We start from the raw sequence: 24,563 nt of genomic DNA on the forward strand, positions 1-24,563 counted from the left end.
AACGGGACTTTCATCGCAGATTCGGCGATGAAAGTCCCGTTCGTAACACGCTCGCGGCGAAGGGTTACCTCTTGCGTTTGCCCGACGGGCGACCCTTGTGTGCCTTCTGGTTCCGGGCCGGGACGCTCGCAGCGGCGGCGTACGCCTTCTCCTTGCGGAGTTCGGCGTCCAGCGCGTCCTCGTCGGTCGGGTCGAAGTCTTCGTCACGCTCGGCGGCCTTGCGGGCCTGGTTCGCGCGCCGCGAAGCGACCCGATCGGCCTGCTGACGGTACTTCGGGTCGCGCATCTTGAAGTCCACCAGCAGCGGGGTGGCCAGCGCGACCGAGGACAGTACGCCGACGACGGTACCGGTGAGCTGCACGAGCGCGAGTTCCTGCAGCGTGCCGGAACCCAGGAGGATGTACCCGATCACCAGCAGGCCGAGGATCGGCAGGGCCGCGATCAACGACGTGTTGAACGACCGCATCAGCGTCTGGTTCAACGCGAGGTTCGCCGCTTCCCCGTACGTGCGGCGGGTCAGCCCGAGCAGGCCGCGCGTGTTCTCGCGGACCTTGTCGAACACCACCACCGTGTCGTACAGCGAGAAACCGAGGATCGTCAGCAGACCGATCACCGTGGCCGGAGTGACCTCGAAGCCGATCAGCGAGTACACACCCGCGGTCACGATGATGTCGTTCAACAGGGTGATCAGGGCCGCGGCCGCCATACGGGGATCGAAGTACAACGCCAGGAAGAGCGTGACCGCCAGGAGGAAGACCCCGAGCGCGATCAGTGCCTGCCGGGAGATCTCCCCGCCCCACGACGCGCTCACCGCACTGTCACTGATGGCCTGGACACTCGGCTGCCCGCTGGATCCGATCGGCCCCAGCTCCTGGAACAGCGCCTGCTTGATCTTGGCGACCTCGGCCGCATCGAGGGTGTCCGACCGGAGCTGAATGGTCGACGCGGCACCGGTGCCGACCTTCTGCGCCTCGTCGGCGGGCCTGCCCAGCGCGTCCGCGAAGACCTCCTTCGCGCGTTCCTCGGAGATCTCCCCGCTTTTGCCGTTGGCGGGCATCTGGATCTGGGTGCCGCCTTCGAAGTCGATGCCGAAGTTGAAGCCCTTGATCCCCATCGAGGCGATGCACACCAGCACCAGCGCGCTGAAGAAGACGTACCAGCGCTTGCGCTTGCCGACCACGTCGAACACGCCGGTGCCCACGTAGAGCCGGTGGAACACGCTTTCGCGCTTCTCCGCAGTGGTGTTCTGCTCTTCGACCACGGTCACGCCTCCTTGACGTTCGGGCGGCCGGGGGCCGGGCGGGCCGCCTTGCGCTCCGTACCCACCTGCTGCACGGCGCCGAGGCCGAGGTTCTTGGGATTGGACAGGAACTTCGACTTCGACCGGGACACCATCGCGACCAGCGGATGCGTGACGAGGTAGACCACGACCAGGTCGAGGACCGTGGACATGCCGAGTGTGAACGCGAAGCCCTTCACGTCACCGACGGCCAGCCAGTACAGGATGGCCGCGGCGAGGAAGCTGACCGCGTCCGACGCCAGGATCGTGCGCTGAGCACGGGACCAGCCGCGCGGTACCGCGGATCGGAACGTCCTGCCCTCCCGGATCTCGTCCTTCAATCGTTCGAAGTAAATGACGAAGGAGTCCGCGGTGATACCGATCGCGATGATCAAGCCCGCCACGCCGGCGAGGTCGAGGGTGTACCCGATCCACCGCCCCAACAGCACCAAGACCGCGTAGACCAGCGAGAACGCGAAGACGAGCGACAGGATCGTCAGCACACCGAGAAGCCGGTAATAGAACAAGCAGTAGATGAAGACGATCAGCAGGCCCACGCCGCCGGCGATGAGGCCCGCCTGCAGCGACGCGAGACCCAGCGTCGCGGACACCGTCGTCGCGTCCGAGGACTCGAACGACAGCGGGAGCGAGCCGTACTTCAGCACGTCCGCCAGGTCCTTCGCCTCGGCCTGGCTGAACCGGCCGGTGATCTGGGTCTGGCCGCCGAGGATCGCGGACTGGATGGTCGGCGCGGAGACGACCTGCGTGTCGAGGACGAACGCCGCCTGCTTTTGGACGTTCTTCGAGGTGAAGTCGCCCCAGATCCGGGAACCCTCGCTCTTGAAGTTCAGGTTGACGACCCACTGGGAGTTCTGGGTGTCGTAGCCCGAGGAGGCGTCGGAGATCTCCGTTCCGGGCAGGAACTCCGGCTCCAGCAGGTACTTCATGGTGTTCTTGTCACCGCAGGCGACCAGCGGCTTGTCGGTGAGGTCGTTGCCGACCAGCGGGTCCGCCGCGTTGGGCGCGCAGTTGAGGGCCGCGAAGGCCTTCTCGGCGGCCGCGGCCTGCTTCGCCTGGTCCGTCGAAAGCAGATCGGGGTTCTGCCGGAGGCTCCGGGCCTCCTCGATCTCCTTCTTGGTCTGCTCGTCGGAGTCGCCGGGCTGCTGCCGCGGCGCACCGGCGGCGCCACCGCCACCGTTGGCCGGGCTGCTCGGCGGGGCGCTCGCGCCCGGGGCTCCCGACGAAGACGGCGGGGCCGAAGAAGGCGGCGCCGACGCGGGCGGGGCAGACGGCTGCGGAGCCGGGGTCACCGGCTGCGACGTCACGACCTTGCGGAAGCCGAGCTTCGCGGTCTTGCCCAGGGTCTTGGCCTGGTCGCCCTGCTCACCGGGGACGGTGATGACGACGTTGCTGCCGTCGAGGACGACCTCGGTGCCGCCGACACCGATACCGTTGACCCGGCGCTCGATGATCGAGCGGGCCTGTTCGAGGGACTCTCGCGGAGGGTCGCCGCCGTCGGGATTTCGGGCGGACAGGGTGACCCTCGTGCCGCCTTGCAGATCGATGCCGAGCTTCGGCGTCGGCTTGCCGCTACCGGTGAAGAACACCAGGGCGTACAACGCCACCACGATCAGGGCGAAGAAGGCGAGATAGCGTCCCGGGCGGAGATGCCCGGCCGGTGCGGCCACTGTGCTTCGGTCTCCTCGGACGGACTGGGTGTTCCCCAATGGACTTGGCTGTTCACTCACCGGACGGGAGTCCGGCGGTACCGCGAACGTGCCTCGATGACGATGCCCGGTGAACGGGCACGACTATGACGACGGACACGCACGCAGCACCGAGACACTACTCGGTGCTGCGTGAGCCCGGCGTTGGCCCCGCACCTACGAAAGTCTGGTGTCGGGGAAGGCCTTACAACCGCTACTTCTTGCCGTGCTCCAGCGGAGGAGCGATCTGCGCGCCCGACTTCTCTTCGACGCGCTCGTCGTCCTTCGACTCGACGACCGGCGCCTCGACGACCTCGTCGGTGGCGTCAGTGGTGTCGGTGTCGTCTACGTCCGTCTCGACGACCGGCTCGACCTTCTCGCGGACGGCCTGGCGCAGCCAGGTGGTCACGACGCCGGGAGCGATTTCGAGGTCGATCGTGGTGTCGGCGGTGGCGTCGGCGACAGTCGCGTACAGACCGGAGGTGGTCATCACCCGGTCACCGGGAGCCAGGCTCGAGAGCAGCTCCTGCTGCGCTGCCGCCGCCTTCTTCTGCTTACGGGTGCCCATGACGAGCGGAATCGCCACAACGAGCATCAGGAGCAGCGGCAGCAATAACTGGTTCATGATTCTCCATTTCGAGCGGACGCCGCGCGGTGCGCTGTTTTGTCCGGTTTGGCGGGGTGTGCTCTCCCCGAGTGTGCCAGGTGCCAGCGGAAACTCCACCACCACCCGTCGTCACCACGGGCCTCGAACCGCGTGAACGGTCCGGTCAGTCCTGGTCGAACAGGTTCGGGCCACCCTGTTCACCGCGCGTGGCACCGGCCGGGACCGGCAGGCCGAGGTGTTCCCACGCGGCCGCTGTGGCGACCCGGCCGCGAGGAGTGCGGGCGAGCATACCGGCGCGAACCAGGTAAGGCTCACACACCTCTTCGACGGTGGTCGGTTCTTCCCCCACCGCGACGGCCAGCGTGGACACCCCGACCGGGCCGCCGCCGAAGGAGCGGACCAATGCGGTCAGGACCGCGCGGTCGAGCCTGTCGAGACCGAGTTCGTCGACGTCGTAGACCTCCAGCGCCGCTCGCACGACCTTGCGCGTGGCCTTGCCGTCGGCCCGGACCTCGGCGTAGTCGCGCACCCGGCGCAGGAGCCGGTTCGCGATCCGGGGTGTGCCGCGGGAACGGCGGGCGATCTCCGCGCAGCCGTCCCGGTCGATGTCGATGTCGAGGATCGTGGCGGCGCGACGGGCGACGAGTTCCAGTTCGCTGTCGCTGTAGAACTCCATCTGGCCGGTGAAACCGAACCGGTCGCGCAGCGGGCCGGTCAGCGAACCGGACCGCGTCGTGGCCCCGACCAGCGTGAACGGCGCGATCTCCAGCGGGATGCTGGTGGCGCCGGGGCCCTTGCCGACGACGACGTCGACGCGGAAGTCCTCCATCGCGAGATACAGCATTTCCTCGGCAGGGCGGGCGATGCGGTGGATCTCGTCGATGAACAGGACGTCGCCGGGCGCCAGATTGGACAGCATCGCGGCCAGATCGCCCGCGCGTTCCAGCGCCGGCCCGGAGGTGATGCGGATGGCGGCGTTGAGTTCGGCGGCGACGATCATCGCCATACTCGTCTTGCCCAGTCCCGGCGGGCCGGAGAGCAGGACGTGGTCCGGCGGGACACCCCGGCGCCGCGCGCTTTCCAAGACGAGTTCGAGCTGTTCACGCACCCGTGGCTGGCCGACGAACTCGTCCAGCTTGCGTGGACGCAGCGTGGTCTCGACCTCGCGTTCGCCCGTCTGCGGCAGCGCCGAGAGCGTCTCAGTGTCCTCGCCGCTCTCGAATTCCGTCACGGCCTCATAGTCCATGTGGCCGGTTACCGCTTACGCCCGAGGGTGGCCAACGCGGCGCGCAGCACGGAGGACGTCGTGTGGCCTTCGCCCTCGCCGAGCACCTTGTCGACAGCCTGTTCGGCCTGTTTGGCCGGGAAGCCGAGACCCGCGAGCGCTTCGACGACTTCGCTCCGCAGCGCGCCGGGCGCGACGACCGCCGGCGAACCGTCGGTCGGGCCTGCGAGCGCGGTGACCTTGTCGCGCAGTTCGAGCGTGAGCCGCTCGGCGCCTTTGCGGCCGATGCCGGGTACCTGGGTGAGCACGGTGATGTTGCCTTCGACCAGCGCGGACCGCAGCTTGTCGGGATCGAGGACGGCGAGTGTCGCGAGGGCGAGCCGCGGGCCGATCCCGGAGACCGTCTGCAGCAGGCCGAACAGTTCGCGGGCGTCGGCGTCAGCGAAACCGAACAGCGTCAAGGAATCCTCACGGACCACGAGCGCGGTGTGCAGCATCGCCTCCTCGCCGCGGCGGAGCGTCGCGAGGGTGGCGGGGGTGGCCTGCACGGCGAAGCCCACTCCCCCGACCTCGATCACGACGTGGTCGAGACCGATGGAGAGGATTTCACCACGTACCGAGGAGATCATCGAGCCGCTCCCTGCGTTTTGGCTTCGTGTTCTTTGGCGCGCTGTGCCGCGGCGGCGAGCCTGGCCTTGTGGTTCTTGGCGATCTCGGCCGCCCTGGCCTCGGCCTCGGCGAGCCGGACCCGCATCGGTTCGCGCCACAGGTGGCAGATGGCGAGCGCGAGTGCGTCCGCGGCGTCCGCCGGATGCGGTTTGACCTCGAGGCCGAGCAGTCGCATGACCATACCGGTGACCTGCGCCTTGTCCGCGCGGCCGGAGCCCGTGACGGCGGCCTTGACCTCACTCGGGGTGTGGAACACGACCGGCAGCCCGCGCCGGGCCGCGGCGAGCGCGACGACGCCGCCGGCCTGCGCGGTACCCATCGCGGTGCGCACGTTGTGCTGCGCGAAGACCCGTTCCACGGCGACGGCTTCGGGCTTGTAGCGATCCAGCCAGCGCTCGACGGCGTCGGAGATCTCCAGCAGGCGCACGGAAAGATCGGCGTCCGGCGGAGTCCGCACGACGTCGACGGCCACCGCGCGGACGGTGCGGCCCGTGCCGCCGTCGACCACTCCGAGCCCGCACCTGGTCAGACCGGGGTCGACCCCGAGTACCCGCACGCGTTTCCCTCCGCTTTCGGCGAACATCCGTTCGAGGCTGAGGCTACCCGGAGCCGACCACGGCAGGATGGAGACATGCCGAGCCCTGAAGACTTCACCGTTCGTCTCGGTCTGCGACCGCTGCCGGTGGAAGGCGGCCGCTGGGCGCAGAGCTGGCGCGACGAGACCGCTTCCGCGATCTACTACCTGCTCGTTCCGCCGGAAACCTCGGCGCCGCACCGGCTGGACCGGCTGGAGATCTACGCCCACCACGCCGGCGCGCCGGTTCGCATGCTGCTGCTGTTCCCGGACGGGCGGATCTCGCGGCCGGTGCTGGGGCCGGACGTCACGGCCGGTCAGCGTCCACAGGTGGCCGTGCCCGCCGGAGTCTGGCAGGCGTCGGTGAGCACCGGTGACTGGAGCCTGCTCGGGACGGTGGTGGTGCCGCCTTACACGGACGACTGCGTGGAGTTCCGGTCCGCCGCGGCTTTGGCCGCGGAGTGGCCGGAAGCGGCGGAGGATCTGGCGCCCTGGCTGGAGTGAGTGGCGGCCGGGCGCCTCCTTGCACCGAAGACGGGAAGGACCCCTTCACTACCTTGAGGGTCAATGCCAGGAACTTGAGCGGCAGAGCCTGAGGTTTCGCCGACCGTCCACTGCGTCGAATTGTCCGATTAGGCATCATTTGCCCGTGTTCTCAAGTCCGTGAAGGCCTCCTTGAGGGACTCTGAGTCCCTCAAGGAGGCCTTCACGGACCCCATCAACCCTCGTCGGCGAACCATCAGCGCCTGAACGGGCGGTATCCACTGGAGTCGGACCGCCCGACCTGGGCGAACAGGTCTGAAACGCGACCGCCCCACCGGCCTTAAGTTCCTGGCATGACCTTGAGGGTAGGTAAGGAGGCCTTCACGGACCGGACCAGCGGTCAACCGGAGTCCAGAATTCGGCAGATGCGTCCTTCACGTACTTGGACGGGCGTAAAGGCCGAGTTTTCCGCTGAGGCCGATGGTGACGTTCCCGAGCTGCCCCGAACGCAATGAAAGGTCCTTTCCTTGCGAATTTCGCAAGGAAAGGACCTTTCATTGCACGCTCAGCTGCGGCTCAGGGGCCGTCGACGCCCGGTGTCCAGCTCTCCGGATCACCGGATTCGGTCAGCACCGGCTGATACCGCGCGAAGCCCTCGGGCGCGTCCGGATGCCAGGGGAAGTGCCCGTCCGGCGTGGCGACGATCATTTGCAGCGCCGGGAAATCCCCGTCCGGGTAGATCAGGAACGCGCTCCCGAAGTACTCGGGATAGTGTCCTTTCGCGACCCGTTCGAAGACCACCGGCGCGCCCTCGAAGAAGTCGTCGTAGCGCTTGCCGACCTCGAAGATCTCGCCGGCGGCCGCGCGGTCGACGTAGGCGTCGAGCAGGACCGGCCCCATGTGCCCGGGCAGTCCGATCACGACCGCTTCCGCGACGTTGTGCAGAGCCCAGGCGCACGCGGTGAAGCAGAAGGCCGCTTCCTCCTCGTCGCCTTCGACGGCGATGACCGCGTTCCCTCTCGCCTTCGCCTGTGCCTCGATCCACTGGATGAGTTCGGTTTCTTCGGTGGTGAGGGCGTCGGCTTCGGAGGTCGTCACGCGCGACATTGTGCCCCACGCGAGCGCCCGTACCTAGTCCCGGGACCGATTTTCCGCGGCATGGCGGGAAAATCGATCAGCCGACCTCCGCCATGACCTCGTCGGAGACGTCGAAGTTCGCGTACACGTTCTGCACGTCGTCGCAATCCTCGAGCGCGTCGATGAGCTTGAAGACCTTCTTCGCTCCTTCGACATCCAGCGGGACGCTGACCGACGGGAGGAACGTGAGATCCGCGGACTCGTACTCGAAACCGGCTTCCTGCAAGGCTTTCCGGACCGGGACGAGGTCGGTGGCCTCGGCGACGATCTCGAAGTTCTCATCGAGATCGTTGACCTCTTCGGCGCCCGCGTCGAGCACGGCCATGAGGACGTCGTCCTCGCCGGCGTCGCCCTTGGGCATGATCACGACGCCCTTGCGGTTGAACATGTAGGCGACCGAGCCCGGATCGGCGAGCGAGCCGTTGTTCCGGGTGAGGGCGGTCCGTACCTCCATGGCGGCGCGGTTCTTGTTGTCGGTGAGGCATTCGATCAGCACGGCCACACCGTTCGGGCCGTAGCCTTCGTAGGTGATGGTCTGCCAGTCGGCGCCACCGGCCTCTTCACCGGCGCCGCGCTTGCGGGCGCGCTCGATGTTGTCCTGCGGGACCGAGTTCTTCTTGGCCTTCTGGATGGCGTCGTAGAGCGTCGGGTTGCCGTCCGGGTCACCACCGCCGGTCCGGGCCGCCACCTCGATGTTCTTGATCAACCGGGCGAAGAGCTTGCCGCGCTTCGCGTCCAGGTTGGCCTTCTTGTGCTTCGTGGTGGCCCACTTGGAGTGGCCGCTCATCTCTCCTCCATCTACTCCTGTGCCCGCCGCTGAGCACAGTGTCGGTTTTGCTTAAGCCTGCCGCACGAGGTCGACGAACAGCCTGTGCACGCGTTCGTCCCCGGTGAGTTCGGGGTGGAACGACGTGGCGAGTACCGCCCCCTGCCGGACCGCGACGATCCTAGCGGCCGAGTCGTCCGAGCCCGGCATTTCGGGGACACTGGCGAGTACCTCGACCCCGTCGCCCGCCTTTTCGACCCACGGGGCGCGGATGAACACAGCGTGCACCGGGCCGCCTTCGACGCCGGTGAAGTCGAGGTCGGCTTCGAAGGAGTCCACCTGCCGCCCGAACGCGTTGCGCCGGACGACGACGTCGAGTCCGCCGAGTTGCCGCTGGTCAGACCGCCCGTCGAGGGCCTGGCGGGCGAGCAGGATCATCCCGGCGCAGGAGCCGAACGCGGGCATCCCGCCCGCGATGCGCTCACGCAGCGGCTCCAGCAGCTCGAAGGTCTCCAGCAGCCTCGACATGGTGGTCGACTCGCCGCCCGGCAGCACCAGGCCGTCCACTTCGGACAGTTCGCTCGCGCGGCGGACCGGCAGCGCACGCGCACCGGCGCGTTCCACCATCGCGGCGTGCTCCCGCACGTCGCCCTGCAGTGCGAGCACGCCGATCACCGGCCGTGCCCCCGTCGCGATCGCCACCCGACCTCCCGAAAGACCTTCCCCTCAGCTTAGGCGTCCCGGGGACCGGCCAGGTCAGGGGACCCCGGCCAGCCGCAGGAGGGCGGCGGTCGCGGCGGCCGCCACGACGACCAGCGCGAACGGCGCCTTGCGCCAGGCGAGCACACCGCCGACCAGGACGCCGGCGGGCCGGGCGTATCCGGCGAACTCGTGTCCCTCGGTGAGCGCGGCGACCGCGACCAGCGCGGCCAGCAGGACGACGGCCGAACGCGCCATCAGTTTCTCGGCCTTGGGCGACACGGTGAACCGTGCCTTCAGCACCGGTCCGGCGAACCGGAAGGCGAAGGTCCCGGCGGCCAGCACGCCGCCGGCGATGATCAGTTCCAGCGGGTCCATCAGCGCGCTCCCTCGGGTTCGCGTTCGGCGGGTTCCTTGGCCGCCACCCCGGCCAGCACGCCGGCCAGCGCGAGCAGCACCGGCAGCCCGGCGGGCAGGAACGGGGTCGTGGCCAGCGCGACGGCCACGCCGACGAGCACCGGCAGCCGGGCGGCGCGGTCGCGCAGCGACGGCAGGACCAGCGCGAGCAGGACCGCCGGGAAGGCTGCGTCGAGACCGAAGGCGTCGGTGTCGCTGATCGCGGTTCCGGCGTACGCGCCGGCGAGGACGCCGACGTTCCAGCAGACGAACAGCCCGATCCCGCACACCCAGTACGCCGCCCGGCGCCGCTCTTCGTCGCGCTGGGCCAGCGCGAAGGCGACCGATTCGTCGATCATCAGGTGGCTGCCGACGACCCTCGACGACCACCGCTTGCCCAGGACGTCGCCGATCGCGAAGCCGAACGGCAGATGCCGCGCGTTGGCGAGCAGGCCCGCCGCGACGGCCGCGACCGGACTGCCGCCCGCGGCGATGATGCCGACGAACATGAACTGCGACGCACCGGCGAAGACCAGGACCGAAAGCAGCATCGGCGCCCAGATCGGGAAGCCGGAGCCCACCGCGATGGCGCCGTAGGAGATGCCGACAATGGTGTCGGCGAGGCAGACCAGCCCGATGTCCCGGAGAAGATCGCGCCCCAGGACACGAGTGGTTGTTCGCCATATCGAACGCATAGCATCATACAATGAACGAACGCAGCCGTGTTCGTCAAGGCGAACGCAACGACCGATGGAGCGAACGCATGTCCCCGAACGCGTCCGGCGGCGCCCCTCTGGACGTCATAGCCACGTCCCTGCGCCGGGAACGCGCCCGCACCGGGCTGTCCCTCACCGAGGTGGCCAAACGCGCCGGCATCGCGAAATCCACGCTCTCGCAGCTGGAGTCCGGGACCGGGAATCCGAGCGTCGAGACGATCTGGGCGTTGTGCGTCGCGCTCGACGTCCCGTTCTCGCGGGTGGTCGAACCCGAACGCCCCCGCGTGCGGGTCATCCGCTCGGGCAGCGGGCCGACGGTGTTCGCCGAACACGCCGACTACGCGTGCACGTTGCTCAGCTCTTGCCCGCCCGGCGCCCGGCGGGATCTGTACCTGATCCGCGCCGAGCCCGGGAAGCCACGCCTGTCCGATCCGCATATGAGCGGCGTCGTCGAGCACATCGTCCTCAGCGCGGGCCGCGCCAAGGTCGGACCGCTGGACGAGCCGGTCGAACTGCTGCCCGGCGACTACATCTGCTACCCCGGCGACGTGCCGCACATCTTCGAGGCGCTCGAACCGGGCACGTACGGCGTCGAGATCGCCGAGTACACCTGATCAGGCAGGCTCCTCCGCCTTCTCTTCGGCGACGTCGGCGAGTTTCCAGCCACCCTTCCGCCGCAGCACCAGGACGTAGTACGCGATCGACAAGAGGACGACGCAGGCCGTGACGATCAGGCTCGGCCGTCCGACAGCCGGGTCGAGCACGTTCTGGTAGACCACGAACACCAGGACGGCCAGCGCCAGCACCGGCGCGACCGGGAACCAGGGCATCCGGTACTCGGCGTGCGCGGTCGCCCCCGTGCGCCTTCCGACGATCGCGCCGAGACAGAGCGCCGCGTAGACCGCCACGATCGACGTGCTCGTCACCACCAGCAGCAGTTTCGGGTCGACGAAGCAGAGCAGCGCGGCCACCAGGCCGGTGCCGACGGTGGCGACCCACGGCGTCCCGAACTTCGGGTGCACCGCGGCCAGCGCGCGGTTGACCGGCGACGGCCACGCGCGGTCGCGGCCGCTGCTGAACAGCATCCGCGAGCTGATCAGCACGATCGCCAGCACCGCGTTGATGATCGCGAGCGCGACCGCCAGCCCGAGCACGGTGTCGAGCGTTCCGCCACCGCGCGAGCCGATGAAGTAGGACAGCATGTTCTCCGAGGCGAACAGCGCGTTCGGATCGGGCGCGCCGAGCAGGACCGCCGTCACCGGGATCAGCTCGGCGAGCACCGTGATGCCGAGCGCGAACAGGATCGCGCGGGCGATCCCGCGGGAGGCGTCCTGCGTCTCCTCGCCGAAGTACACCGCCGAGCCGTAGCCGTTGTAGGCGAAGATCGCGACCGAGGTGGCGATCGCGATGGCGCCAACCGTGGCCGGGCCGCCGTCCGAGGCGACCGGATGGGCCAGCAGATCGGTGAACGACCGCGCCGGGTTCAGCAGCCCGAGCGCGCTGACCACGATCAGCGCGAGGATCTCGATCGCCAGGAAGATCCCGGTGACCCAGGCGTTGAGCTTGATGTCGAACACCCCGACGACGGCCGCGACCACGCAGGTCGCGGCGGCGATCACCGAGCCGGGCACGCCGGGCAGCAGTACGCCGAGATACGTGCCGACGCCGAGCGCGATCACCGCGACGATGAGCACCTGCGTGATGATCATCAGGCCCAGCACGGCGAACCCGGGCAAGCGGCCGAGCGTGCGGGTGACGATCGCGTACTCGCCGCCCGCCAGCGGGAACGCCGACGCCAGTTCGGCGTAGACGAAGGCCATGAACACGCCGACGACCGCGGCGGCCACGAAGCTGTAGAAGGCGCCTGTCCCGGCGCCGGAGATCACCCCCGGCGCGATGATGAAGACCGACGAGGCCGGACTGATCGCGGAGAGCGTGATGAGCAGCGTGCCGAGGGTGCGCAGACCGCGGCGCAGGGCGGGAGTGGACACGGCCGACCTCCTACAAGGTGGGTTCCTTGAAACTCCTTCGAAAAACTGTTGAGCACGCATCAAAGGCCCTCCACGTTGTGCCGTCAAGGGCCGATCGCGCTCAGCTCTTGCGTTTTCCGAACATGATTCGAAGAATGAGGGCATGGCGAGACCGAGCAAGGCACCGGAGCGACGGGCCGAACTGATCGAGGTGGCCAGACAGGCCGTCCTCGAACGCGGCGTGCTGAACCTGCGGCTGAGGGACGTCGCCGAGGGCGCGGGGCTGTCGTCGGGTTCGGTCCTGTATTACTTCCCCACCCTCACCGACCTGCTCCAAGAGGTGCAGCGCGAGGCGGTGGCGCGGTTCTGTTCGGCGAGGGAACAGGCGGCGAGCGCGAAGACGACCCCGTCCGGGCGGCTGCTGGCGATGATCCGCAGCGGCCTGCCCACCGGCTCCGGCGACGAACTCTGCGTGCTGCTCTACGAACTCGGCACGATCGCCCGCCGCGATCCCGTGTACGCCGCCCGGCACATCACGCTCTACGAGCGGCAGGTCCGGATCTACACCGGGATCCTCGAGGCCGGCTCGGCCACCGGCGAGTTCATCCTGACCGCGGACGCGGTGTCGATCGCGCGGAACCTCGTCACGTTGGAAGACGGCTACGGCCTGCACCTCACCCTGGCCGTGCCGACGCTGGAAACCGCGACCGCCGAAGCGATGTTGCTCTCCTACGCCCGCACAGCCACCTCGAACCCCTTGGAGGACCGTCCATGACCCGCGCCCGCGACCTGGGTGTCCCGCTGCCCGGCCGGACCGGCGAGCACAACGCGCTCACCGACGTCCCCGGCGTCGAGATCGGTTTCACGACCCTCGTCGAGGGCGAATCGGTGCGCACCGGCGTCACCGCCGTCCTGCCGCGCGGGCGCGAGGAATTCGCCGTTCCGTGCGCGGCCGGGACGTACGCCCTCAACGGCAACGGAGAGATGACCGGAACCGCGTGGCTGGCCGAGACCGGGTCGCTGACCCTGCCGATGCTGATCACCTCCACGCACGCCGTCGGAGCGTGCCACCGCGGCACGATCGACTGGGTGGTGCGCGAACGGCCCGACGTGGCCGCGGAATGGCTGCTGCCGGTGGTCGCCGAGACCTGGGACGGCTACCTGAACGACAGCACCGCGCCGACCATCCACAGTGGACACGCCATCGCCGCGATCGACGCCGCGCGAACAGGTCCGGTCAGCGAAGGCTCCGTCGGTGGCGGCACCGGAATGACCTGTTACGGCTTCAAGGGCGGCACCGGTACGGCCTCCCGCGTCGTGTCCTATGGAGACGACGAGTACACCGTGGGAGCGTTGGTACAGGCCAACTTCGGCTCACGCCGCGAACTCACCATCGCGGGCGAGCACGTCGGCGTGGAACTCGGCGCCGACAACCCGATGGAGGAGGAATGGGCGGCGCCGCCGGGCGCGGGGTCGGTGATCGTGATCGTCGGCACCGACGCTCCCCTGCTGCCCGGTCAGTGCACGTCGCTCGCCCGCCGTGTCCCGCTCGGCCTCGCCCGCACCGGCACCGCCGGCTCGCATTTCTCCGGTGACCTCTTCCTCGCGTTCAGCACGGCGAACCCGGGAACGCTCACCAGCCGGTTCCCGCGGACGGAGGAGGCCGAGTACGAAAGCCTGCGGTTCATCCCGTGGGGCAGACTCGATCCGTTCTTCGAGGCCGTGGTGCAGGCGACCGAAGAGGCGGTGCTCAACGCGCTGTTCGCGAACGAGGAGATGACCGGCCACCGCGGCCACCGGGTTCCCGCGTTGCCGACGGAGCGCTGGCGCGGGGTCTAGGTGCCGATAGGGGCGTTTGACCGTGGCACACGACGGCCGTGGGACACCGACCTCTTCCAGGATGCGCAGCTGTCGAGTTTGCCGGTCGGTTCCGATAATCCGCCCAGCACCGGGCACCGGAACACCTCGTCACCGTTGGCGGCGGCATCGAAGCAAAGGATCTCGTAGGCGAGCGGCACGGTATCCCACAAGTCCCCCATCCGCGAAGCCGTGATCAGCAGAACGAACTACTGACCTCCGCTGAAGCAAGATCCATGTCGCCGTTGTCCTGGCCGGGGCGGAACGGCAAGGGGCCCGGGTTGCCTGAGTGCCGCCCGGCGGTGCTGGTGTGGCGTCGGCTGTCGTGAGTGATCAGGGTCGTTAGAACGACCCTGATCACTCACGACCCCCTCGGTCTGTCGCCGACAAGAAACCGCAGGCCAAAAGGTAGATCAACTTAAGCTACGTGGCATTGGTCCTAGGTGCCGATCAGCACCTTCGCGGGTGCCCGCCTCGTGCCGATCCGCGCGAGGTCGAACCGGACCCGTCCGGCGCAGATCTCGTCGGAGAGCGAGTCCAGCAGTTCCAGCGCGCGGCACAGGCACGACATCGCGCTCCGCCGGTCGTCGCGCCGCAAGTGCAGTTGCCCCCGCCTGCGCAGGACGAGCGCCGTGCGGTGCGGGTCGTTCAGCTCGGCGCATAGCCGCCCGGCCTCGTCCAGTTCCGCCTCGGCCTCGTCGAGCAGGCCGAGCTCCGCGCTCGCGACGGCACACGAGGTATGGGCGTGCGCCATGCCGAGGACGTCGCCGATCTCGCGGAAGATGGCCAACGCCCGCCTCGCGGTCGCACGCGATGTCTCAGGCCGCCCGGTCCCCCGGGCGAGGACGCAGAGGCCGGTCAGTGCCCTGGCCCGCCCCGCCGGGTCGCCGATCCGTTCGCTGATCCGGCAAGACTCGATGAGCGCCTCACCCGCCGCCCAGTAGTCGTCCCGGTACAGGTGAATCTGACCGATTCCGCGCAGCAGTGCGGCTTCCCCGCGTGGGCATCCCGACGCCCGCGCCGCGGCGAGCGCGCGCCGGTGGCACCGCGACCATTCCGAATACAGTCCGCTGTGGTCGAAGTACGACGCGGTCACGACGGCGAGTTCCCAGGCGAGCTCCCCGAGTCCGGCGCCCGCCGCGTGCGAGACGGCGGCCTCCAGCGCGGGAACCTCGTTCCGGAACCACGAAAGCGGTTCGGCCACCAGCTCTTCGTCGAGCGAGGTCCGGGCCGCACCGCCGGGCTCCGGCCGCAACACGCTGCGGGACAACGGTCCGCGGCCTTCTCCGCGAGCCAGAGCCAACCGCCGAGCACTCGTTCGGTCGCGTCCGCGCGGGCCTTTTCCGGTTCGGCCGCGACCTCCTCGACCGCGAACGCGCGCAAAAGATCGTGCATCCGGTAACGCGGTGCGCCGGTGGTACGCGGGGCAGGCTGGACCATGTTCCGATGCCGCAGGTCTTCCAGCGCGAGAGACGTCACTTCGGGCTCGCCGTCGTCGGCCAGCGCCGCCGCCCACGCGGGGAAATCGGCCGAAGGCAACAGGCCCAGCCTGCGGAACAGCCGCTGCCGGTCCGGCGCCAGTTGCCGGTACCCGAGGGACAGGCTGCCCCGGACGGCGAGATCCCCGGCGCACAGCCAATCCAGCCGCCGCCGTTCGACGGAGAGTTCGCCCGCGACGTCGGCGAGCCGCCAGCCCGTGCGATCGCCGATCCGGCTGCCGACGATCCGCAACGCCAGCGGGAGCCCGCCGCAGTGTTCGAGAACCTTTTGTGCGGCCACAGGATCTTCGCCGGTCTCGGTGAGCTTGGCGAGGAGGGCCTCCGCGTCGGCCAGTGGCAGGACGTCGACCGGGACCTGGCGGCCGAGTTCGAGCCCGGCCAGGACGACTCGGCTCGTGATGATCACCGCGCAGCCGCCACCGGCGGGCAGCAACGGCCGCAGCTGGGCCTCGCCGGCGGCGTCGTCGAGGACGAGCAGTACGCGGCGGCCGTGGACCAGGCTGCGGAACAGACAGGCGCATTCGTCGACGTCGGCGGGGATCTCGTCGGTGGGAACGCCGAACGCGCGCAGGAACCCGGCGAGCACGGCCTCCGGGGGCCTCGGCTCGTTCGTGGTCCCGCGCAGAGCCGCGAACAGCCTTCCATCGGGGTAGTGGTCCGCGACCTGGTGCGCGAGCCTGATCGCCAGCGAGGACTTCCCGATCCCGCCGGCGCCGGTCAGCAGCAACACCGGCGGGGTGTCACGACTGTCGCCCCCGCCCAGTTCCGCCAGCAGGTCCGCGATGAGCGCGTCCCTGCCGACGAAGTCCGGGATCCCCGGCGGCAGCTGACAGGGCACCGCGGGTTCCTGGTACGCGGGATAGTCACGCGTCGTCATGCCCTGGCCATCACGCAGGATCTCGCACTGCAGCGAGCGGATCGACGGCGACGGCTCGACACCGAGTTCGGTGACCAGCCTGCGGCGCCATCCGGCGTAGACGTCGAGTGCCTCGGCCACCCGGCCTGCCCGGGCGAGCGCCGTCATCAACAGCCCGCAGACCCGTTCCCGGAACGGGGCCGCGGCGAGCAGATCACGGAGTTCGGGCACCAGCCGGTCGTGTTCACCCAGCCCGAGTTCGGCCTCGGCCTTGTCCTCCAGCAGCGAAAGACGTTCTTCCTCCCAACGCGCGACGACCTCGGCCGCGGCCGGGATCCCGGCGAGCACTGGACCCCGCCACAGTTCGAGTGCGTCCCGGAAACGCTGAGCCGCCTCGCGATGGCAGTCACGGGCCAGTAGTTCGCGGCCCTGCGCGGCGAGGCAGGTGAACCGGCCGGTGTCGGTGTCCTCCGGCCGCGCGTCGAGCAGGTACGCCGCTCCCCTGGTCAGGATCGGCCTTCCGCCCTGTGGTGTGCGCAAGGCGCGGCGCAGGCCCGAGATGAGCCCCTGGATCTGAACTTTCGCCGAGACCGGTGGCTTGTCGCCCCAGAGCTCGTCGACGATCCTGTCCAGCGGCACCGGACGGCCCGCCTCGATCAGCAGAAGCGCGAAGACCCGGCGCGCCTGCGGCGGGCCGAGTGGCAGGTCCGTGCCCTGCCACTCGGCCGCGGGTTCACCGAACAGGCGATAGAAATAGTGGTTCTTTTCGTTCACCGGTTTCCCCCAGTAAATCGAGACACCCAAGACGAGAGTCTCAGAAATACCCGGGGGTGGCGTCCGGCATTCGAAGGAACACCTCGCTCAGCAGGCACTGCCCGAGGTGTAAATTCTCAACGAGGTCGCCTGGTCGTTGTCGGCGTTGCCCACGTACGACGCTCGGGCACCCGCCTGCATGCAGCGACTGGTCCCGCCGCCGATGTTGTAGTACCAGCGGGCATCGACCGAGCGCCGGTTGTGCCAGGACGACATCTGGTCATTGAATCCGTAGTCGACCAGGTTCTTCAAGTCGGGCGACCGGAACTGCAGTCGCCGTCCTCCGAAGTCGCGGTTCTCGTACAGGCACACGTAGTTCTCCTGGCAGTTGCTCGCCGCACCGGGCGACAACGACAGAGTGGTTTCCCCGCCGTTCCAGACGATCTGGTCCCCGACGACCTTCCACCCCGGGGCGAGCTTCGCCGCGTCGACCCCGGCCGACTTCAGCGTGGCCGCCCCGTCCGACGCGGCCGAAGCGGGCGCCGCGACGAGCGCTGCCGCGACCGCGGCGGCGCCCAAAGCCGTGGAAACGAACCGGAGAGTGCGCATTTGTTCCTCCTTGATCCGGCGTGCCCTCCGCACGCCGCCATCAAGGTCCCGCGATCCGCTGCCCGAAGCCTAAGCAGTCGAAAAGGGACCGCGGTGCATCCGCTTAGAGCCGCAGGTCACCAGCCGCGATGGAGCAGCCCACCGCCGCTGACGTCACCCGTGCCCGGCGCGCTGGGTCACGGACAAGGTGTGCATCCAGGCGGGCGGCCGGGGTCAGAGCCAGTCCGCCACGATGCCGCGGGCACGCAGCGTCTCCAGCGCCTCCTCGTTGCCCGTGTAGAGCAGTGTCATCGACTTCAGGTTCGGAAAGTGCCGCACGTCGGCGAACTCGTCGACGTCGAACAGTCCGTCCTCGCCGTCCCAGTTCGGCGCGATCTCGAGGTAGATCTCGTTGCCACCGTCCATCTCGATCTCGGTGATCTTCTCCGCAAGCTCGACGGGGACCTCGAGCGCCTCGAAATACGCCAGGGCCTCAGGTACGGCCTCGACGCTCCCGCCGTCGTAGGTGAAGCCCTGCTCGGCGGCGTACTCCCGCAGACTGAACCTCGGCAGGAGATCCTGGCTGTACATCAGTTCTTGGACGACGGCGAGCTTGAAGTTGGGGTCGGCGAACGAGATCGGCTGGCTCATACGCCGAACCATATATTGAGGGGTAAGGCAAAGGTGGCATGTTGCGAAAGAGAGCGGCGGACCGTGGTGGCCTCGTGAGTGGTAAGGACGGTTAGAACCGCTTACCACTCACGAGGCTCGCACCCCTTCGAGATTCCCCGGTCGGTGTGGCGCGACAGCCGCCTCGCCGTCCCTGTTCGGTTCCATCGCCGCGGACCTCTGAGATCTTTACGGCGAGAACGTACTCAGCGCTGACTAGCTGGCGGCCGGCTCCCGATCTACCTGACCCGCGTCAAAGTCTCCGAAGATCTTGAACCGGATCCAGTCGTTCACGGGCGGCTGCGCCAAATTCGCGAACCAGGTGTGGTGATCGCGATGGTTGCTGACCGTGCCCACCAGCATGTAGCGCTCCCTGCCGCCTCCGACCCTCGTGAAGGCTGGGGCACCGCTGTCCTCCGGGCGCACACCGGTCCCCGGCCGGGGCGCGTCGGCGCAGAACCATTGCGGGCCGGGCTGGTCGCAGCGGTAGGTCGCGGTGAAAGTCAGCTCATGGGCACGTTCAGGCCGCTGATGCTCGGTCATGCCGTAGCCGGCGACCGTGAGCGGACTGCCGGGCAAGATCGGCCCCATGGCGCCGGAGGGAACGAGCCTGACCGGCGTGGTCCGCACCCGACGCTCGAGCGTCAGCACCGCGACGTCGATGTTACGGGCATCACCCACTCCCCACGGGTGGCGCTCCGTGCGAACCACCCTGACCGTGTAGGGCCGGGTCTCGGTGAGGAAGTAGGCGTACATGTCATCGGGCTCGTCAGGATTCTTGGACACGCAATGCGCTGCCGTCACGATGTGCCGGCGCGAAACCAGCGAACCCGAGCAGTAACCCTCGCCCGGGTTTCCGAACCTCACCAGCCATGGGTAGGCGCCAGGCGGCACCGCGTCGCCACCTACGATCGCGCCGGCATAGCCACTGGGCACCATCGCCAGGGCAACGGCACAGACCACCGCCAGACTGGCGAACACACGAAACCGGCCGAACAGCACATCACGTCCTAAGATCTCACGGGCTCTGATCGCCCTGGTACGGGAGAGAGGGGAATTCACGGCAGGCGGGGTCGGCTCTCAGCAGGAGCGTCGCCAGCGACTTGCCTACGTGCGGCAGGAGACACCGCTATTCGGCGAGACCGTGCACCAAGAGTGAGCTGAGGAGCGGGTACGACGAACGTTGTCCGGTCATACGGTTTTCTCAGCACCACCAAGTTATCCACTATGGACAGGCATTCCTCTTGTGCGGCACATCGGATGCCGCGTCGTTAGCATGACGATCCTGGACAAGCGGCGAAAGGAGCCATCGGCGTGGCTCCCTCCGCGGCATCATGATCGGCTGTTCAGGTTCGAGCGCGGCTCGGCGGGCTTCAGCGACTACGGTGAGGAGGCCTTCACGGACACCCCGGCTGGGTTCAGCGAGCGGCAGCCAAACTGAGCGAATACGGGCTGGGGTGCGGCACGTACGTGACTGTCCGATGTGGAGTCCGCGTCGGACGGCGCGAGCGCCGGCACCGGTCACCGGAACGGCAGCCACCTGGTCCGCGTCGTCACGTCGCCGAGCACATCGCCTCGGGGTGCCACCCCGAGGCGATGTGCGGAGGGAACCTTCATCCACCCGTCGGTCAGCACGAACGGCTCGGTGATGTCTTGCGCGTAGTACCGCGCGGACGCGGAGACATCTCCGGGGAGGGTGAAACCCGGCAAGGCGGCCAAGGCGAGGTTTCCGGCTCGGCCGAGCCTCCTCGAGCCGGGTCGCGCCGGGTCATGACGGTGGTCGGCGAATCGCTCGCCGCCGAGCGGGCGAACTCGATCAGCGCGAGAGGGTTCCCGCCCGCTTGCCGGAGGCTCTCCAGCCGGGTCCTGCCGGGCAGATTCGGTTCGACGGAGTCGAGCAGCCGCGCCGTGTGCCGGTCTTCGAGCGGTAAGCCCGGACCCGCCCCACGCTGCCCCGGTGATCGAATCACCGGGTCTGGCGGTGCTGGACAAGGATGACCTCGGAATGAGAAGCGCTTCACAGGCTTTGATCGGGCCGTCGCCGGTGAAAAAGTACGTCGCTTCTCACGGTCGATCGAAGATCGTCTCCATTCGGCTACATCTTGGCCGCAAGCACGATTTCCTGGAAATTCATTCACTTTCCGGCCGATGCGTCAGCCGAGCCTGATCGGCCGACTACCACCGGTCACAAGAATCTCGCCGCCATTTACGCGACACGTGGGTGGGTCGCAAACCTGTGTCACCAATGTCCTTTTGGACACTTTAATTCCGGCAGCACTCGATCGCCGTTCGGCGCCGATCTCGCCGGGCCCGGCGAGAGATGCCGTGGCCCGGGATCGACAAGACGTGAGCCGGCCGGCCCCGTCGGAACGAGGTGCACCTTCGCTCGCCGCCGACGCTGATCCGAGGAGAGCGGGCGACCGTCCGGGGGTTACCAGCCGCGCTCGGACAGGCGGTGGGGCTCGGGCACGTCGTCGACGTTGATGCCGACCATCGCCTCACCGAGGCCGCGCGAAACCTTCGCGATGACGTCCGGGTCGTCGTGGAACGTGGTGGCCTTGACGATCGCCTCGGCGCGCTGCGCCGGGTTGCCGGACTTGAAGATGCCGGAGCCGACGAACACGCCTTCGGCGCCGAGCTGCATCATCATCGCGGCGTCGGCCGGCGTCGCGATGCCGCCCGCGGTGAACAGCACGACGGGGAGCTTGCCCTTCTCCGCGACCTCCTTGACGAGGTCGTACGGGGCCTGGAGTTCCTTCGCCGCAACGTAAAGCTCGTCCTCGGGCAGCGAGGAAAGGCGGCGCAGCTCCGCGCGGATCTTGCGCATGTGCGTGGTCGCGTTCGAGACGTCGCCGGTGCCGGCCTCGCCCTTGGAACGGATCATCGCCGCGCCCTCGTTGATGCGGCGCAGCGCCTCACCGAGGTTGGTCGCTCCACAGACGAAGGGCACGGTGAAGGCCCACTTGTCGATGTGGTTCTCGTAGTCGGCCGGGGTCAGCACCTCGGACTCGTCGATGTAGTCGACGCCGAGCGACTGAAGCAGCTGAGCCTCGACGAAGTGGCCGATGCGGGCCTTCGCCATGACGGGGATCGAAACGGCCTCGATGATGCCGTCGATCAGGTCCGGGTCACTCATCCGGGCGACGCCGCCCTGCGCGCGAATGTCCGCGGGGACCCGCTCGAGCGCCATCACCGCGACGGCGCCGGCGTCCTCGGCGATCTTCGCCTGCTCGGCGGTGACCACGTCCATGATCACACCGCCCTTGAGCATCTCCGCCATCCCGCGCTTGACCCGGGCGGTGCCGGTGAGCGAGGTGGTGGCCGTGTTCGTGGAGTCGTCAGACACTGCTGGACCTTTCCGAAAGCGCACGAGGTGAGGTGACGCCTCCGAGAGTAGGCCGCTTTTGGACCCCTGAAGCAGGCCAGTTCGCGGCGATTTCGGCAGTCCACTGGGTGATCTAGCCCGCAATTCGGCACCTGTTTGCGGTAGTTCGGCGCCGAACTACCGCAAACAGGTGCCGAATTGCGAGTACTCGCGCGAGCGCGTTCAGCCGGGACAGGTCGATGACGAGCCCCTTGTCCACTATGGAATCGGCGTAACCGTCGTCCTCGCGCATACCGCGACACCGGCGGGCAGCCGATGGTCGTAGAGACTGAAGAAGCCGAGCCTCACTTAGTAGTAGCCGGGGTCGCCGGGCCGGAACAGCTCACCCGCCAACCGGGCGCGCGACCGTTCCCACGGACCACCGGCCTCGGGGATCGCCGCGGGCACCGCCGCCATCACCGGGACCGCCCCTGCCAGCCGTAACACCGTTCGCCTGCCGAGCTCCATCGCTCATCCCCCACCGTCGGATTCGGTCGGATTCGCCTCCGGGTGTCCGCCATCGAGCATAACGGCGCGTCGACATTCGAGGGGTCCCTCGCCGGGCGCCTTGCCGCGACACCCGTCGCGGGTGTGTGATCGAGGACACACCCGTACGTGGCATCGTGTGGTGAGGAGACCGGCATGGCCGACAAACAGAGCAAGAACGGAGACTCCGGGGCCGCCGTCGCTGTGGACGACCCGGCGAAAGTCCGCAACGTCGTCCTGGTCGGCCCGTCGGGATCAGGCAAGACGACACTCGCCGAAGCACTGCTCGCCGCGTCCGGCACGGTGCCGCGGGCGGGTTCGGTCACCGACGGCACCACGGTGTGCGACCACGATCCCGCCGCGGTCCGGCAGCAGCGGTCGGTCGGCCTCTCGGTAGCGCCGGTGCTGCACCAGGGCCACAAGATCAACCTCATCGACACCCCCGGGTACGCCGATTTCGTCGGTGAACTGCGGGCCGGGCTCCGCGCCGCCGACGCGGCGCTGTTCGTGGTCTGCGCGGCGGAAGGCGTCGACGCGGCCACGATCGCGGTGTGGGAGGAGTGCGCGGCCGTCGGGATGCCGAGGGCGGTGGTCGTCTCCCGGCTCGACCATCACCGCGCCGACCCCGAAGGCGAGATCGCGGCCTGTCAGGCAGCCTTCGGCGCCGGCGTCCTGCCGCTGTACCTACCCGCGCGCGACGGGCTCGTCGGGCTCATCACGCGCCGCTACTTCGACTATTCGAAGGGCTTCCCACCCGAGATCGGTGAGCCGGACGAGGGCGATCTCACCAGGATGACCGAGGCCCGCAACGAACTGATCGAAGGGGTCATCGCCGAAAGCGAGGACGAGTCCCTGATGGACCGGTACCTCTCCGGCGAGGAGATCGCCGAGGACACGCTGATCGCGGATCTCGAGACCGCCGTCGCCCGCGGGTCCTTCCATCCGGTGATCCCGGTGTGCGCGACGACCGGGGTCGGGCTCGCCGAAGTCCTCGACGGGATCGTGCGCGCCTTCCCGTCGCCGCTGGAGCACGTCCCGCCGGAGGTCACCTCGCCCACCGGCGAACCGCACGCCGGTCTCCGCGCGGATCCCGACGGCCCGCTGGCGGCCGAGGTCGTCCGGACCGCTGTCGACTCCTACGTCGGCAGGGTGTCGCTGGTGCGGGTGTTCTCCGGGACGCTTCGCCCGGAGCGGCCGGTGCACGTCTCGGGCCACGGCCTCGCCGGACGCGGGCACGAGGATCACGACGCCGACGAGCGGGTCGCGCATCTGTACTCGCCGCTCGGGGCGAACCTGCGCGAAGTCCCGTACTGCGTCGCGGGCGACCTCTGCGCGCTCACCAAGGTCGGCTCAGCGGAAACGGGCGACACCGTTTCCTCGCCCGAAGACCCGCTGATCATGAAACCGTGGACGATGCCGGAACCGCTGCTGCCGGTCGCCGTCATCGCGAAGACCCGCAGTGACGAGGACACGCTGGCGCGCAACCTCTCCCGGCTCGTCGCGGGCGACCCGACGCTCCGGCTGGACCGCAACGCCGAGACCAACCAGCTCGTGCTGTGGTGCATGGGCGAAGCCCACGCCGACGTCGTGCTGTCGCGGCTGCGCGCGGGAGGCGCCGATGTGGACACCGAACCCGTCCGCATCAGCCTGCGTTCGACCTTCGCCGGTCCGGCTCGCGGACACGGACGGCACGTCAAGCAGTCCGGTGGGCACGGCCAGTTCGCCGTCTGCGACATCGAGGTCCGGCCGCTGCCGAGGGGGTCGGGCTTCGAATTCGTGGACAAGGTCGTCGGCGGCTCGGTGCCGCACCAGTTCATCCCGAGTGTCGAAAAGGGAGTCCGGGCCCAAGCCCAGCGGGGCCTCGTCGACGGTCATCCGCTGATCGACATCCGGGTGACGCTCGTCGACGGCAAGGCGCACAGCGTCGACTCGTCGGACGCCGCGTTCCAGACGGCGGGCGCGCTGGCGCTGAAGGAGGCCGCCGCGGCGGGCAAGATCGCGTTGCTCGAACCGCTCGAGGAAGTGGCGGTTCAGCTTCCGGACGAGCACCTGGGCACCGTGCTGGGCGATCTCTCGTCCCGGCGCGGCCGCGTACTCGGTACCGAATCGGGTGAAGGCGGCCGCACGGTCATCCGCGCCGAGGTGCCCGCGGCCGAGCTCCTGCGCTACGCGATCGACCTGCGTTCCCTGACCTCGGGTACGGCGACGTTCACCCGCAGGCACGCCCGGTTCGAGCCGATGCCGAACTGAGCCCGCGATTCGTC

The 24,563-nt window shown here is 68.7% G+C and carries 25 protein-coding genes and 1 pseudogene; 6 read left to right on the forward strand and 20 right to left on the reverse strand.

Annotation, left to right across the window (positions count from 1 at the left end; genetic code table 11):
* Nucleotides 1–64 precede the first annotated feature (64 nt).
* From secF to ruvC, 6 genes are all read right to left on the reverse strand, one after another.
* The gene (gene secF, locus H074_RS35460) at nt 65–1,267 is read right to left on the reverse strand and encodes a protein translocase subunit SecF (RefSeq protein ID WP_007034918.1); all 1,203 of its coding nucleotides are present in this window, start codon (nt 1,265–1,267) and stop codon (nt 65–67) included.
* Nucleotides 1,264–2,967 carry a protein translocase subunit SecD gene (gene secD, locus H074_RS35465; RefSeq protein WP_007034919.1) on the reverse strand — a complete coding sequence of 568 codons (1,704 nt, stop codon included), beginning with the start codon at nt 2,965–2,967 and terminating at the stop codon, nt 1,264–1,266. Before secD ends, secF begins: the two co-directional genes overlap by 4 nt.
* 232 nt (nt 2,968–3,199) lie before the next feature.
* On the reverse strand, nt 3,200–3,610 hold the full coding sequence (gene yajC / locus H074_RS35470) for a preprotein translocase subunit YajC (protein ID WP_007034920.1): 411 nt from the start codon (nt 3,608–3,610) through the stop codon (nt 3,200–3,202).
* A gap of 145 nt (nt 3,611–3,755) precedes the next feature.
* Nucleotides 3,756–4,838 carry a Holliday junction branch migration DNA helicase RuvB gene (ruvB, locus tag H074_RS35475; RefSeq protein ID WP_007034921.1) on the reverse strand — a complete coding sequence of 361 codons (1,083 nt, stop codon included), beginning with the start codon at nt 4,836–4,838 and terminating at the stop codon, nt 3,756–3,758.
* An 8-nt stretch (nt 4,839–4,846) separates the two neighbouring features.
* On the reverse strand, nt 4,847–5,446 hold the full coding sequence (gene ruvA / locus H074_RS35480) for a Holliday junction branch migration protein RuvA (protein ID WP_007034922.1): 600 nt from the start codon (nt 5,444–5,446) through the stop codon (nt 4,847–4,849).
* Nucleotides 5,443–6,042: a crossover junction endodeoxyribonuclease RuvC gene (gene ruvC / locus H074_RS35485; protein ID WP_039924248.1), complete on the reverse strand. Its 600-nt coding sequence runs from the start codon at nt 6,040–6,042 to the stop codon at nt 5,443–5,445. Before ruvC ends, ruvA begins: the two co-directional genes overlap by 4 nt.
* Before the next feature lie 75 nt (nt 6,043–6,117).
* Here ruvC and H074_RS35490 point away from each other — a divergent pair, with 75 nt between their 5' ends.
* Entirely contained in the window at nt 6,118–6,564 is a 447-nt protein-coding gene (locus H074_RS35490; RefSeq protein WP_007034924.1) for a cupin domain-containing protein, read from the forward strand.
* A gap of 555 nt (nt 6,565–7,119) precedes the next feature.
* Here the strand turns inward: H074_RS35490 and H074_RS35495 are convergent.
* The 5 genes from H074_RS35495 to H074_RS35515 form a co-directional block, all read right to left on the reverse strand.
* Nucleotides 7,120–7,650, reverse strand: coding sequence for a DUF4262 domain-containing protein (locus tag H074_RS35495; protein ID WP_039924213.1), 531 nt, complete (start codon nt 7,648–7,650; stop codon nt 7,120–7,122).
* 67 nt (nt 7,651–7,717) lie between these two features.
* Nucleotides 7,718–8,467 carry a YebC/PmpR family DNA-binding transcriptional regulator gene (locus tag H074_RS35500; protein ID WP_007034926.1) on the reverse strand — a complete coding sequence of 250 codons (750 nt, stop codon included), beginning with the start codon at nt 8,465–8,467 and terminating at the stop codon, nt 7,718–7,720.
* A 51-nt stretch (nt 8,468–8,518) separates the two neighbouring features.
* On the reverse strand, nt 8,519–9,148 hold the full coding sequence (gene pdxT, locus H074_RS35505; RefSeq protein ID WP_007034927.1) for a pyridoxal 5'-phosphate synthase glutaminase subunit PdxT: 630 nt from the start codon (nt 9,146–9,148) through the stop codon (nt 8,519–8,521).
* 54 nt (nt 9,149–9,202) lie between these two features.
* Nucleotides 9,203–9,523 carry an AzlD domain-containing protein gene (locus H074_RS35510; protein ID WP_007034928.1) on the reverse strand — a complete coding sequence of 107 codons (321 nt, stop codon included), beginning with the start codon at nt 9,521–9,523 and terminating at the stop codon, nt 9,203–9,205.
* The gene (locus tag H074_RS35515; RefSeq protein WP_007034929.1) at nt 9,523–10,236 is read right to left on the reverse strand and encodes an AzlC family ABC transporter permease; all 714 of its coding nucleotides are present in this window, start codon (nt 10,234–10,236) and stop codon (nt 9,523–9,525) included. Before H074_RS35515 ends, H074_RS35510 begins: the two co-directional genes overlap by 1 nt.
* A gap of 68 nt (nt 10,237–10,304) precedes the next feature.
* On the opposite strand from H074_RS35515, the gene H074_RS35520 reads away from it, so the two are divergent.
* Nucleotides 10,305–10,871: a helix-turn-helix domain-containing protein gene (locus tag H074_RS35520; protein WP_007034930.1), complete on the forward strand. Its 567-nt coding sequence runs from the start codon at nt 10,305–10,307 to the stop codon at nt 10,869–10,871.
* Here the strand turns inward: H074_RS35520 and H074_RS35525 are convergent, their stop codons facing one another.
* Entirely contained in the window at nt 10,872–12,248 is a 1,377-nt protein-coding gene (locus H074_RS35525; RefSeq protein WP_007034931.1) for an APC family permease, read from the reverse strand. It abuts the gene before it with no gap.
* Between the two features lie 142 nt (nt 12,249–12,390).
* Between H074_RS35525 and H074_RS35530 the strand changes: the two genes are divergently transcribed.
* Both H074_RS35530 and H074_RS35535 read left to right on the forward strand, forming a co-directional pair.
* On the forward strand, nt 12,391–13,002 hold the full coding sequence (locus H074_RS35530; protein WP_007034932.1) for a TetR/AcrR family transcriptional regulator: 612 nt from the start codon (nt 12,391–12,393) through the stop codon (nt 13,000–13,002).
* A complete protein-coding gene (locus H074_RS35535) occupies nt 12,999–14,066 on the forward strand; it encodes a DmpA family aminopeptidase (protein ID WP_007034933.1) in 1,068 nt (355 codons plus the stop codon). The genes H074_RS35530 and H074_RS35535 overlap by 4 nt, the downstream gene beginning before the upstream one ends.
* A gap of 457 nt (nt 14,067–14,523) precedes the next feature.
* On the opposite strand, the gene H074_RS38890 is transcribed toward H074_RS35535, so the two are convergent.
* From H074_RS38890 to H074_RS35565, 6 genes and pseudogenes are all read right to left on the reverse strand, one after another.
* Nucleotides 14,524–15,288: a tetratricopeptide repeat protein gene (locus H074_RS38890; RefSeq protein WP_007034934.1), complete on the reverse strand. Its 765-nt coding sequence runs from the start codon at nt 15,286–15,288 to the stop codon at nt 14,524–14,526.
* Nucleotides 15,177–17,243, reverse strand: a complete 2,067-nt coding sequence (locus tag H074_RS35540) for an AfsR/SARP family transcriptional regulator (RefSeq protein WP_083920551.1) — start codon at nt 17,241–17,243, stop codon at nt 15,177–15,179. The genes H074_RS38890 and H074_RS35540 overlap by 112 nt, the downstream gene beginning before the upstream one ends.
* Nucleotides 17,244–17,300: 57 nt before the next feature.
* On the reverse strand, nt 17,301–17,801 hold the full coding sequence (locus H074_RS35545) for a peptidase inhibitor family I36 protein (RefSeq protein WP_007034936.1): 501 nt from the start codon (nt 17,799–17,801) through the stop codon (nt 17,301–17,303).
* A gap of 213 nt (nt 17,802–18,014) precedes the next feature.
* Entirely contained in the window at nt 18,015–18,431 is a 417-nt protein-coding gene (locus tag H074_RS35550) for a DUF6892 domain-containing protein (protein ID WP_007034937.1), read from the reverse strand.
* A 234-nt stretch (nt 18,432–18,665) separates the two neighbouring features.
* Nucleotides 18,666–19,451: a S1 family peptidase gene (locus H074_RS35555; RefSeq protein WP_007034938.1), complete on the reverse strand. Its 786-nt coding sequence runs from the start codon at nt 19,449–19,451 to the stop codon at nt 18,666–18,668.
* A 519-nt stretch (nt 19,452–19,970) separates the two neighbouring features.
* A pseudogene (locus tag H074_RS35565) lies at nt 19,971–20,192 on the reverse strand (o-succinylbenzoate synthase); the annotation flags it as partial.
* 214 nt (nt 20,193–20,406) lie between these two features.
* On the opposite strand from H074_RS35565, the gene H074_RS41220 reads away from it, so the two are divergent.
* A complete protein-coding gene (locus H074_RS41220) occupies nt 20,407–20,616 on the forward strand; it encodes a hypothetical protein (protein WP_167333195.1) in 210 nt (69 codons plus the stop codon).
* 264 nt (nt 20,617–20,880) lie between these two features.
* Here the strand turns inward: H074_RS41220 and pdxS are convergent, their stop codons facing one another.
* Both pdxS and H074_RS41835 read right to left on the reverse strand, forming a co-directional pair.
* Nucleotides 20,881–21,795 (reverse strand): pyridoxal 5'-phosphate synthase lyase subunit PdxS, encoded by a 915-nt coding sequence (gene pdxS, locus H074_RS35570; protein ID WP_007034941.1) that lies wholly within the window; start codon nt 21,793–21,795, stop codon nt 20,881–20,883.
* A 327-nt stretch (nt 21,796–22,122) separates the two neighbouring features.
* The gene (locus tag H074_RS41835) at nt 22,123–22,281 is read right to left on the reverse strand and encodes a hypothetical protein (RefSeq protein ID WP_235096960.1); all 159 of its coding nucleotides are present in this window, start codon (nt 22,279–22,281) and stop codon (nt 22,123–22,125) included.
* A gap of 174 nt (nt 22,282–22,455) precedes the next feature.
* Here H074_RS41835 and H074_RS35575 point away from each other — a divergent pair, with 174 nt between their 5' ends.
* The gene (locus tag H074_RS35575; RefSeq protein WP_007034942.1) at nt 22,456–24,549 is read left to right on the forward strand and encodes an elongation factor G-like protein EF-G2; all 2,094 of its coding nucleotides are present in this window, start codon (nt 22,456–22,458) and stop codon (nt 24,547–24,549) included.
* The last annotated feature ends 14 nt before the right edge of the window (nt 24,550–24,563 follow it).

The organism is Amycolatopsis decaplanina DSM 44594 (genome assembly GCF_000342005.1).
GTDB classification, from domain to species: Bacteria; Actinomycetota; Actinomycetes; order Mycobacteriales; family Pseudonocardiaceae; genus Amycolatopsis; species Amycolatopsis decaplanina.